The organism is Roseofilum sp., from assembly GCF_982964205.1.
This window is the reverse complement of the sequence record NZ_CEZBFX010000110.1, coordinates 5,752-17,215: the sequence shown is the minus strand read 5'-3', so window position 1 is coordinate 17,215 and position 11,464 is coordinate 5,752. Positions and strand designations below refer to the sequence as shown.

8 protein-coding genes and 1 pseudogene are annotated in these 11,464 nt (G+C 46.9%); 3 read left to right on the top strand and 6 right to left on the bottom strand.

Annotated features, from left to right (window positions below; all coding sequences use genetic code 11):
* Window positions 1-115 precede the first annotated feature (115 nt).
* From infB to AC3A14_RS20185, 6 genes are all read right to left on the bottom strand, one after another.
* Complete coding sequence (gene infB / locus AC3A14_RS20210) at window positions 116-3,304, bottom strand: translation initiation factor IF-2 (RefSeq protein WP_318734324.1); 3,189 nt, start codon at window positions 3,302-3,304, stop codon at window positions 116-118.
* Between the two features lie 201 nt (window positions 3,305-3,505).
* The gene (locus tag AC3A14_RS20205) at window positions 3,506-3,793 is read right to left on the bottom strand and encodes a YlxR family protein (protein ID WP_318699068.1); all 288 of its coding nucleotides are present in this window, start codon (window positions 3,791-3,793) and stop codon (window positions 3,506-3,508) included.
* A 49-nt stretch (window positions 3,794-3,842) separates the two neighbouring features.
* Window positions 3,843-5,171 (bottom strand): transcription termination factor NusA, encoded by a 1,329-nt coding sequence (gene nusA, locus AC3A14_RS20200; protein WP_318734321.1) that lies wholly within the window; start codon window positions 5,169-5,171, stop codon window positions 3,843-3,845.
* A gap of 65 nt (window positions 5,172-5,236) precedes the next feature.
* Complete coding sequence (rimP, locus tag AC3A14_RS20195; RefSeq protein ID WP_318734318.1) at window positions 5,237-5,689, bottom strand: ribosome maturation factor RimP; 453 nt, start codon at window positions 5,687-5,689, stop codon at window positions 5,237-5,239.
* A gap of 350 nt (window positions 5,690-6,039) precedes the next feature.
* Entirely contained in the window at window positions 6,040-7,524 is a 1,485-nt protein-coding gene (locus AC3A14_RS20190; protein WP_318734315.1) for a hypothetical protein, read from the bottom strand.
* A 15-nt stretch (window positions 7,525-7,539) separates the two neighbouring features.
* Window positions 7,540-9,180: a transglutaminase family protein gene (locus AC3A14_RS20185; RefSeq protein WP_318734312.1), complete on the bottom strand. Its 1,641-nt coding sequence runs from the start codon at window positions 9,178-9,180 to the stop codon at window positions 7,540-7,542.
* 371 nt (window positions 9,181-9,551) lie between these two features.
* Between AC3A14_RS20185 and AC3A14_RS20180 the strand changes: the two genes are divergently transcribed.
* From AC3A14_RS20180 to AC3A14_RS20170, 3 genes and pseudogenes are all read left to right on the top strand, one after another.
* Window positions 9,552-10,451, top strand: a complete 900-nt coding sequence (locus AC3A14_RS20180) for a lipid kinase (RefSeq protein ID WP_318734310.1) — start codon at window positions 9,552-9,554, stop codon at window positions 10,449-10,451.
* An 81-nt stretch (window positions 10,452-10,532) separates the two neighbouring features.
* Window positions 10,533-11,081, top strand: a complete 549-nt coding sequence (locus tag AC3A14_RS20175; protein WP_318734308.1) for a hypothetical protein — start codon at window positions 10,533-10,535, stop codon at window positions 11,079-11,081.
* Window positions 11,035-11,464 (top strand): annotated as a pseudogene (locus tag AC3A14_RS20170) (hypothetical protein); the annotation flags it as partial. The gene AC3A14_RS20175 and the pseudogene AC3A14_RS20170, both read left to right, overlap by 47 nt.

Sequence of the window (11,464 nt, the reverse complement as noted above, 5' to 3'; positions counted from 1 at the left end):
TCCGGAAATAGCTAAAGTAGTTGGCATCAACTCGCCTCAATCCTTACACCATTTTTCTGTCTACAATGACGGTATAGGTAAGGGTGAAAAATTTTTCGCCCCTACCTATCCTCCATTAACTCGATAACGTCCGCCGTTTGGTCACCATGCGATAGGTTTCAATCACATCACCGACTTCCCAAGTGGTGAACTTATCAACCCCAATTCCACATTCAAAACCAGAATTGACCTCTTTGACATCATCCCGTTCCCGACGCAGGGAATCTAGGAAGCCTTCGTAAATCAGGTTTTGGCCGCGCATCACCCGCAAGTTACAGTTACGAATGGCTTTACCCGAGAGTACATAACATCCAGCCACTGCTCCTTTACCAATGGTAAATACAGCCCGGACTTCGACCTGGCCAAGATCTTCTTCCACCAGTTCTGGGTCGAGCAGACCTTCCATTGCCCCTTGAATATCATCTAGGAGTTTATAGATAATGTCGTATTCGCGCACATCGACACCGGTTTGATCGGCGGCTGCACGAGCGCCACTGGCAAAGGTGGTATTGAAGGAAATAATCACAGCATTGGAGGCAGCAGCGAGATCTACGTCAGTTTCGGTGACTTCACCTGCCGCAGCTAGGAGAATCCGCAGTTGCACTTCATTTTGAGGCAATTGTTGCAAGGAGCCGAGAATGGCTTCTACAGACCCTTGAACATCGGCTTTCAAGAGTAGGTTGAGTTCCTTGAGTTCGCCTTCTTTGACTTGGGCGCTCAGAGAACTGAGGGTAACCCGACGGGAGGCAAGGGCTTGTTGGAGGCGGGTTTCCCGTTGGGCCTCTGCACGGGAATTGGCGATCGCCCGCGCTTCTTTTTCATCCGCCATACATTCAAACTCATCTCCGGCTGAGGGCAGTTCATTGAGACCCAAGACCTCAACGGCAAAGGACGGAAGTGCTTCTTCCACCCGATCTCCTCGGTCATCGATCATCGCTCGAACTTTACCCATAGTCGCTCCAGCCACTACTGCATCGCCAACTCGCAAGGTTCCATTCTGTACCAGCAAGGTGGCTACCGGGCCTCTGGCCTTATCCAAATGGGCTTCAATAATGGTTCCTTTCGCCAGGCGATCGGGATTAGCGGAAAGTTCTTCTATCTCGGAGACCAAGATCAACATTTCCAACAGGCCATCTAAGTTTTCTCCCTGGATGGCGCTCACGGGAACCATAATTGTATCTCCGCCCCACTCTTCCGGAACTAAGCCATGTTCCATCAACTCTTGTTTGACGCGATCGGGAGAAGCCCCTTCCTTATCAATCTTGTTAATAGCAACCACAATCGGAACCTGAGCGGCTTTGGCGTGGCTAATGGCTTCAATGGTTTGAGGGCGAACTCCATCATCAGCGGCCACCACGAGAATAGCAATATCGGTCACCTTTGCCCCTCTGGCACGCATGGCAGTAAACGCCTCATGTCCAGGAGTATCTAAAAATACAATTTGTTGACTATTTTCATCATGCTCCACATCCACATGGTAAGCCCCGATATGTTGGGTAATCCCACCAGCTTCTGAATCAACGACCTTAGTTTGGCGAATAGCATCCAGAAGCGTCGTTTTTCCATGATCCACATGGCCCATAATCGTCACCACTGGAGGACGGCGATGGAGGTGTTCCAAGTCTTCTTCTTCCAGCATCTGGGTTTTCGTCGCTTCTGATTGGGCAACAACCGTTTCCACTTCTACGCCCAAATCTTCAGTCACCCAGATCGCCGTTTCCAGGTCTAAGGTTTGAGTCACCGTGGCCGCAATTCCCTTAGTAAATAAGCGTTTAACCACCTCGGTTTCGGGAACCGCCAGCAACGCCGCTAAATCGCGCACCATTAATTCACCCTTAAGGGTAATTTTTTCCGGTTTCTCAACTTTCTCTGTCCCTTTATTGGCCATCCGTCGTCCTCTGTGATCCCGATTAGACGATCGCTTCTTGGCGGCGGGTACCCCTGTCGGTTTAGCCGCAGGAGCCGATAATCCTTTCGGTTTAGCTGGACGTACGAGAGAAAGACTTACTTCGGTGGCGTTATCATCATCGAGATCGTCATCGAGATCGTCATCCAAATCATCCTCAATAATCTGAGGACGGCGTTTTTTGGTTACCCCTTTACCGGCTTTAGCATTAGCCTTTTGGCGGTCATCCTCATCCTCTTCCTCTGACCGTTTTTTCACCTTTTTGGTGGGTCGAGGCATGGGCCGTCTTAATTCTAATTCCAGTGTTTCCTCTGGTTCTGAATTATCTAGAGGAGTCGTTACCAGATCCTCATCATCCATCTCCTCAGTCTTGCCTTTCGTGGATGCTCCGGGTCGTACTGGACGCGGACGCAGAGGATCGGATAATTTGTCTTTATCTCTATTGGCGATCGCCTCGGGTTTCGCGGGCTTTCTTGGTTTAGAACTAACGGCAGTAGCTTCTCCCGATCCTGAAGGGCGTTTTTTATCACCATTGGGTTTTTCCGATTTCCCACCCTCTTTGTCTTTGAGGATAATCGGTTTGGTTCCCTGAGTTTTTTTCACCTCTTCACTCTCAGGTTTCGCCCCATTTCCAGAACGTTTGAGTCGAGGCGGTTTCGGCGATCGGTTCGGTTTACCTGGCTTGGCTGGCGCAGGGGGAGCGCTCACCGTTCCCTCAACCGTTACTGGAGCTGTTTTTGCCTCAACTTTTAAAGGTTTAGTCGGTTGGGACGGGCGAACCGGAGGGCCAATCAATTGAGTTTTTTGATCTGCATCAGGCATGGATAGGGGTGGGGTCACGTCCTTAGAGGGTGAATGGGGAGAGGGTTCAGCACTCTTTTCGGCTGCGGGTTGTTCAGGGGGACGGGAGGCAACGGGATGTTCCTCAGCTTTCTGCTCAGGTGCAACAGGTAGAGTCGGTTTAGACACTTCAGATACAGGTGAAGGTGAAAGTCGCGATGGAGGGGATTGCAGGGATACAGCATCTTCTGAGGGAATGCGGGGTGCATCTGGTGTCGATCCACTATTTTTGTCTCCCTCAGAAGAATGTCTCCGAATTTCTAAAATTTGCTGTTTTTTCTTAATCGGTTTTTCACTCCCCTGGGATTTGGAGCGATGATGAGTCGGTTTTCCCGCTGGTGTTTCGCTGGGAGGATGTTTTTCAGCCCAAGCGCGAATCCGCTCGGCTTCCGATTCGGATATGGTGCTGCTATGACTTTTGTAGGTGATATTCAATTGATCGCAAAGATTTAAAACGTAATGATTGTCCAAATTCAATTCCTTGGATAGCTCGTATATTCTGACTTTGCCGTTGTTCATCCACACTTGCCTCGTCTGTGATATCTACTAGTTTTTACATAGTGGCCTGCCTTTCGACGACAACTACAGGGACAGAAGGGATCGATCGCCACTCGGGCGATCAATACTTCTTTATTTAATCTTGCACAAATTGTTAACCAACTGGAGGGATTGTTAGGATTTTTAGAAATCTCGCTACCCAATGAGTTCAAAAACCGGGTTTTATGGCTCAGACTTGGGGCGAGATGGTGGGAGGTTATCCACTGCCTGTAAGCGAGACCATAGAGCTTCATAAACCAATGGTGCAACAGAAGCTCTGAGCGATCGCCCTAATCGATTCTTTTTTTGAGCCGCTTTCAAACAATCCGCTTGGGGGCATAAATAAGCCGATCGCCCCATTCCCCAATCCAATTGGATTTCACGATCTGGATAAACCCGGACAATTCGCCAAAAGGCTTCTTTTCGATCGACTTTTCGGCAACTCACACAACGTCGTTGATTCGGCTTCATTCCCTCTCCCTCATCTCATCTTACTTACCCCTAGGGTTTCTCATTTTCCTCACTCTTGTGTCATCGGATCGTCCTCCTCTAATTCTACTAATTCTGAGTCTTCTGAGCGCTCTTCCTGGAAGTCTAAAGTCGATTTTGCTGGGGTTACTACCGACTCTTCTTCCTCTGAGGATGCCTCTAATGGCTCATCCATCTCCTCTGCTCCATGGCGAGCCTCAATAATCACTGCTATCTTCTGATGTTCAGCCGTGGCATCATAGAGCGCTCCATCTTTAATATCAATTTTCCAGCCCGTTAATCGAGCCGCTAAACGCACATTTTGTCCCTCCTTACCAATCGCTAAACTCAACTGATCTTCGGCTACTAATACATGGGCTTGTCGCACTTCAGGATCAATTAAATAGACCGCATCCACCTGGGCTGGACTTAGAGCATTGGCAATATAAGTTGCTGGATCGGGAGACCAACGGATCACATCGATTTTTTCTCCTCGCAGTTCATTGACCACCACCTGGATACGCGATCCTCTCGCCCCAATACAAGCCCCTACGGGGTCTACATCCCGCTCTAAGGTATCTACCGCAATCTTGGTTCGAGGCCCCACATAGCGAGAGGGGGGATTGGCTTCCCGCGCCACTGCCACAATCCGCACCACCTCATCCTCAATTTCCGGCACTTCATTTTCAAACAAATAGACGACCAAACCTGCATCGGCACGGGAGACCATCAACTGGGGGCCGCGATGGGAACCCGATCCCACCTTTTTCAGATAAACTTTAAACGTGGCATTCGCTCGGTAATTATCATTAGGTAACTGTTCCCGTTTGGGTAACTCAGCCTCCACTTCTGGCTGTCCATAGCCACTGCTAACGGCTAGAACCACCGATTGGCGCTCAAAGCGTAGTACCCGCGCCTGTAATACTTCTCCTTCAAGGTCTTGAAATTCCTCTTGAATCAGTTTACGCTGCTGATCTCGTAATTTTTGCGCCAAGACCTGCTTGGTTTGAATGGCGGCCATGCGACCAAAGTCACCCTGATCGGGAGTAACATCCAAGACAACTGTTTCACCGATTTGGGCTTCATCGACTACTTCTTGCACTTCTTTGAGGGAAATCTGATGGTCGAAATTACTCACTTCTTCCATAATCACCTTAGTGCAGAGAATCCGAAACCCTTCTTCATCGAGATCGAGTTCCACCTCAAAATTATCAAAATAATCTTCTTCAAAGCTTTTCAGGTGAGCGGCTCTACGATAGCGTTCATACCCCTTCATCAGAGCTTCTCTCAGGGCAGCTTGAACCGCCGTTTTAGGTAAGTTTCGTTCTTTGCTGATACTCTCAATTAAATTTTTGAGTCCAGGCAAGTCAACCATTGACATTGTTAATTATTTTCCTTTGTTCTAAGTGTAAATTTGAGATTACCCTCTAGGGAGCGAGTTCACCGTCAGCAAAACTCTACCCAACGAATGACATCACGAGGGATGGCAATATTACGGCCTTTTTGGTTTAGATACACTGTGGTTTCATCGCGACTATTGAGCGTACCTTCCCATTTGGATTTGTCCTTATAGGGGGGATCGGTCATAACGATCGCCGGAAATCCCTTAAAGGCAATAAAGTCGCGGTCCGTGATGAGGCGTTTGGAAATACCAGGACTGGAGATTTCCAAGACATAGGATTGGGTAATCAGTTGACTGTCCTCTAGAGCTGCTTCCAGGAAGTGACTCATTTGTTCACACTCATCTAAACCCGTATCTCGATCCGGGTTCCGAATATCAACCCGTAATACCGGTGGATTTTGGTTGGTTTGGAAGGTAGCACCAACGACTTCCAACCCCAGTTTTTGAGCGACTGGGGCGGCTAACTCTAGGAGTTGTGGGATTAAAGGATGAACCATAATACACCATGTACTGCCATAAAAAAAAGCGGGTTAGTTCCCACTCAAGCGTCTGAGATTGGTTTCGGGAGGGATCGTTGTGGCGATCGCCCTTAGCCATAGACTGGAGGTTTCCTCACCCCATGGTGAGGGATCTCTTTTCTCTCCCTGGGGTTAGGGTTCAGGGGTTGAAGAGAAAAGATAGACTTTCTTCAATACCAAGCTGAACGTTCAAAGAAATCACTTGACTCTAGATTTCAGAGAAAAGAGTGTACTTTCCCTGTCAAGCACGGTCAAACTCTATTATAGCGCTATACGCTAGGGAATAGGGAATAGATTCGCTCAAGGTTGTGCGATTTTTTGATATCCGCTTAACGCTTCTTGCTTTTTTCCAGACGTTTGGTTTCTTCTAAAATTTTCTCAATATCTTCTTCAGCTAGGCGTTGCACATAGTTAATCTTAAATTCCTCCAAGAACGCTGTTACTAGAGACTCCAGTTCTTGGGTGGTATGTTTTTGTTGCAATTCGGCGCTCAGAGACTTACCAAAACTTTCTGCCAATTGACTCATTAATTCTGCACCCACCGTATCATTTTTGATAGCTTCATACAGGTTTTGGGAGCCTTCAGCAATCAAGTGGGAAAGTTGCTCAGAGACCTGTTGACTAAATTGGCTAGGTAATTGGGCGAGTGGGGGAATATTTTTGATGTTTTGATAGAAAGGAGTCGCTTCAGCCACTTGCTCGATATTGTGGTTGATAATTTCTTGGATTTGCGGTTGTAGTGTAGGTAAGACTTGGCAGATCACCACTTCGGTTAATCGATGGGTAATGGCTTCAATTTCATTGATATTATTCAGATCGATATATTCACGGTTGGCTCCTTCAAAGAGTTGTCGAGCCAGAGAACCGCTCCGAATTTCATTTTCCAACTGATTAATGACTCGAATAATAATCACTTCAGTCAGCTCACCCGCAATGGTGGCAACAAAGCCTCGACTCAGTTGGATACGAATGGGTTCTAAATTAATCAGTTTGGCTTGATGGAGACGGATAGTAACGGGAATAATACGCAACCAGCGAAAGAGGGGCAAAAATAGGAATATGTCATACCATCTCCAGAGCATGGCATCGGTCAAGGTAATAGTATCGTGTTTCTGACTGATGTATAGGCTGCGAGCTAAAAATTCAACTAAGAATAGAAGAGCAAAGGGAAAATCGAGGGCAGCAAATAAATTCGTATATCCTCCAGTTTCATCAATGGAACGATAATAGTTGCTAGCCATTAATGGAGCGATTGTAGTATTAAATAGCTCCCCTTGATCTTCTGAGCTAAATAATAGATTTTCTGCTGTCCAAAACTGATTAAATGCATCCTTAGCAGAGTCGTCCTCCATATGATCTCGCATTCGGTTTTTGATTTTTTCCAAGGTTCCGCTTTTCCCAGCTCCCTGGAACGGATTTTGATTAATCATTTCTTCACTCAATTCTCGCAATTGAGCTAAAAGTTGTTTAGAGAGGGGAGAGCTATAGCCTGTTTTCTGAGCCTGTTTTTCTAGCTCACGAACCACTCGCAAGTAGTTTTCGGTATCGCGGTTGCCTTGAATCCCTTTGATGGGATCGTACCAAGTCGTAATGGGAGAAGAATCGATTGAATCGGAGAGAAGGGGGACTTTAATGATAAATCCGACGAAGGGAACTTGAACGGTTCCTTGCAACCAAAAGTTTCGCAGTTGGATATAACTGAGGTCGAAGGCAACTAAGGCTAAATTAACGGTGGCGATCGCGACCATGATTCGTTCATACCATAGAGCGATCGCTCCCCGTTTTTTTCGTGCTAACCGTTCCAGAGGATTCATAACTGAAGGGTTCTACTACCGGTTACTAAACTCAGGAGGCGCTATTTCTTCCAGAATCGTAAACCGGACATGATTTAACGCTAAATCTCCCACAGAGAGCTGTTCTCGGTCTACAGGTTTTCCATCTAAGCGGATGCGCTCAAAGGGAATTCCTTTGCCGATTTCAATATGATACCAGGCTAACCCCATAAAAAAACGGGACAAGTGATTACCATCTTCCATATCATCGGGATTGGATTCCATGGGAACCCAGCCGATACTGGGAATATAAAACTCTAACCAAACATGGTTATAATCTGGCTCTAGGGGAACGTTTTTGTATTCAGGACTAGCCGGGCATTTATAGCGACCAATGGTACGGCAGGCAATGCCATTTAAGCGTGCGAGAGCGAGTAAAACGCCGACATATTCACCACAAGATCCCGCACCTCTGGAGAGAACAACGTCGGGGGTTTCTATTTTGGTGGTTAGTCGATAGGAGAGGCGATCGTAAGCATAATTGCGCAACGAAATCATGCGCCGTAAAAAGTTAGTTTCTCCACTGACTGCTTGTTGAGCGGCTTCCCGGACGATCGCCGTATCCATGGCTAGATTATCATCATCAATCAGGTAGCGCTGTTGTAAGTCTGGCTCTAGGGTGGGGATTTTTTCTACATCCAAAGGCACAAGGCTATATTTGATGCTGTAAACTTCGATTAAGGCTTTCCAGCCAAAAATTCGTTTTTCGTAAGGTTTCAGGTGGTCAAAGTTAAAAACGGCAACTTTTTGCCCTTCTTGAATTTCTTCAGTAAACTCTAAACCGATCGCTTCTATGGAGCGCACTTTTTGCCGCGCTGTTTCTGAAGGCAGAGCAATGCGCCATTGTAAATTCTTCAATTCAATGGCATCGAGGGGAGAGAGTTCTTCGACATAGGACATCTCGATCAGATAACCATTGGAGAGACTATAATAGCCGTCGGGATTATAGGAATAGTAGAGGGGATGAATAAAGGTGCGATCGCGCCAAGCTAATTCTAGGGGCGGATCGGAATTGGGGTCGTCGCGGATAAAGGGTTTTTCGCTGGCATAGGAAACATAGAGTAATTCTTCTGAGGTGGCTGGATCTTGATAAAACACCAGTCCCGTGGGACTATCAAAGGGCGTTAAGAAGCTAAATTTAATCTCGCCAGTTGCCCGATCCATACAATAAACGGTCTGCTCTTCCTTGTCTGCCACCCAAAGCTCCTCATGGCGGATCGTCAGACTTTCTACTCCAACGCCTGGGGGACGCAACTGGGTAATCATCCGCCCCTTATCGTTAAACACTTGGATATAACAGCCTTCCTTACAGGAAACATAAACGGTTGTTCCCCAAACAGCAATTCCTTCAGCGCGGAAGGGCAAAGTGGCAAATAAGCGGGGACGAAAATCGTCTAGGGAACACGCATAGATACTATGATCGCGAGTAAACCAGAGGGTGTTCTCCCAAATAGCTAAACCATTAGCATATTTGATTTCAGGGAGTTCATTGGGGTTGAGGATCGTTGTATTATCATTTTTGGCATCAATGTGGAGAAGATAACCGCGTATGGAGTCTAGGGAAAGTAACTTAGACTGATAAGAGGTTAATCCTCGGAGATCGTAAACTCCTATGGGTCGAATAGTGCGGTGAATCATAGTGATTATGCTGCGGTAATCGAGTTTTACATGAGTCATCAAGGGTTGCCCTCATCCACTAGCCCCCCTTCGGCTACGCTCAGGACAAGCAGGGCGGTGCTTCTCTGGTGGGAGAAGGGGAGTCGAAGTCCCTCTTCCGTGCTAATCTGGTCGGGGTTTCTGCGAAACCCCATCCAGTAAGGATCGTGCGATAAAACTCCGTTTCGCTCCGCGAGCGCATTTTCGGCAGCTCGATGGCTGAAACTGAGTCAAATCAAGAGCCGGTTTTAAAACCCCTACAGGATTAGCTTCCGTGGGAGAGAGATTTAGGCAGAGGTGAACTTGAACAGGAATCAATTAAAAATACTATATTCTGGTTGTAAGGGAAATTTATGACTAGGCAAGCGCTGTTTTTGGTCAATACTCATTCACGACGGGGGAGGCATTCTCGCGAGGAGGCAATGACCTATTTGGAACATCATGGATTTGAGTTATTCGCAGTTTCTCCTTCAAATTATCAAGAATTACCCCAGGTGATTCGCAAGTATGGCCCCCAAATGGATTTAGTGATTATTGGCGGAGGCGATGGTACCCTAAATGGGGCGGTGGATGCTCTGCTGGAGATCCAACGACCTTTGGGTATTTTACCGATGGGAACGGCTAACGATCTGGCGCGAACGTTACAGATTCCGTTGTCAATTCCGGCGGCTTGTCGGGCGATCGCTACGGGAAAACTGCATCAAATTGATTTAGGCTGGGTAAATGGCAAGTATTTTTTTAATGTGGCTAGTTTGGGATTAAGCGTGAAGATTACGGATGGTCTCAGTAAACAATCTAAGGGACGTTGGGGAATTTTAGCCTATGCGATGTCGGCTCTGAAGGTGTTGACCCAATCTCGTTTATTTGATGCCGAAATTCGAGCGGGGGAAGAGTCCCATAAGGTGAAGACGATTCAAATTGCCATTGGTAATGGTCGCTATTATGGAGGAGGAATGGCGATCGCTCATGATGCGGAGATCGATGACCAACGCCTCGATCTCTACAGTTTAGGATTAGAACATTGGTGGCAAATTCTAGCTATTTTTCCCGCTCTTCGCCAAGGTCGCTATCATACTTTGCCGGGGATATTATCCCTCAATGGTACAGAAATGCACGTTTACACCCGCCATCCTCTCCCCATCAATACGGATGGCGAAATTACCACCACTACCCCCGCTCATTTTCGCGTCATACCTAAAGCTTTGTCCATTTTTATTCCCGGGCCGAAACCACAAGTAGTTCATCAAATTTAGTCGTAGGGCGATCGCCATGTAGGAGTGATTCATGAATCACCCCTACACTATACTGGGTTTCACAATTTTTAAGAGCAAATTATGACTCGTTTTGCCCATGACCAGTTTGCTAAAGAATATCTCCAAGAGTTGCTCAAACCTTTTGGAGAAGTGAAAATCAGTTTAGATGTGGTCTCAGAGGTTCGCGAAATAGATGTATTTTTTATGCCATCTTCTCCGAATCCCGAAGGAATAGCTCAATTGGGACTCTTGGCAACTCTAAGCCAAGCGCCAACGGTATTTGAACCTTTTCGGAATCCAGTTCAAGCAGAGGAAATCCGTAGTTGTCTAGAGAAAACTTGGGATTTAGAGGCTCAACTGAGGCGCAAGGCGAACCGGGAAGAGGCGAAATTTAGCGATCGCCAGATTCCCCAATTATGGATTTTATCTCCAACAGCTTCGGAAGATCTCTTAAGGAGCTTTGCCGCTTTCCCTGCACCGGAAAATTACCCCCCAGGGATCTATCCCTTGGCATCAGGGTTCAAAGCGGGAATTGTGGTCATTACATCAACTGGACAAGATTCCAGAAACCTTGTGGTTAAGATTGTTAGGAAGAGGGAGAGTTCAGAAAGAGGCGATCGCAGAACTTAAAGCTTTGCCGGAAGTTCATCGTTTTAGAGGAAAGACGCTAGAATTGCTCTACGGGTTATTGACACTATTAGAAAAACGTCAAGATTTAGATCGCAGCGATCGGGAGTTAATAATGGATCTAACAACCGTTTTTTTACAACGATTAGAAAGGGACGTAGAAGCGGCTGTTGAACAAGCTGTTGAACAGGCTACTCAACAGGCTACTGAACAGACTACTCAACGAGTAGAGCGGATGATGGTAGAGAGCATGTTGCAAGTAAAGTTTGGGGAAATTGACGATCGCCTAGCCCAAATTATCGATCCTTTGATGGAGCGATCGCCTTTAGAGAGAACAGAAGCCATTATGAGGTTGTCTCGGCAAGAGCTACTCGATCGCTACAGCG

Coding starts and splice junctions, on each gene's coding strand:
- nusA (WP_318734321.1), bottom strand. CDS start 5,171: ATGTCAATGGTTGACTTGCCTGGACTCAAAAATTTAATTGAGAGTATC.
- AC3A14_RS20180 (WP_318734310.1), top strand. CDS start 9,552: ATGACTAGGCAAGCGCTGTTTTTGGTCAATACTCATTCACGACGGGGG.
- AC3A14_RS20175 (WP_318734308.1), top strand. CDS start 10,533: ATGACTCGTTTTGCCCATGACCAGTTTGCTAAAGAATATCTCCAAGAG.
- rimP (WP_318734318.1), bottom strand. CDS start 5,689: ATGGTTCATCCTTTAATCCCACAACTCCTAGAGTTAGCCGCCCCAGTC.
- AC3A14_RS20205 (WP_318699068.1), bottom strand. CDS start 3,793: ATGAAGCCGAATCAACGACGTTGTGTGAGTTGCCGAAAAGTCGATCGA.
- AC3A14_RS20185 (WP_318734312.1), bottom strand. CDS start 9,180: ATGATTCACCGCACTATTCGACCCATAGGAGTTTACGATCTCCGAGGA.
- infB (WP_318734324.1), bottom strand. CDS start 3,304: ATGAACAACGGCAAAGTCAGAATATACGAGCTATCCAAGGAATTGAAT.
- AC3A14_RS20190 (WP_318734315.1), bottom strand. CDS start 7,524: ATGAATCCTCTGGAACGGTTAGCACGAAAAAAACGGGGAGCGATCGCT.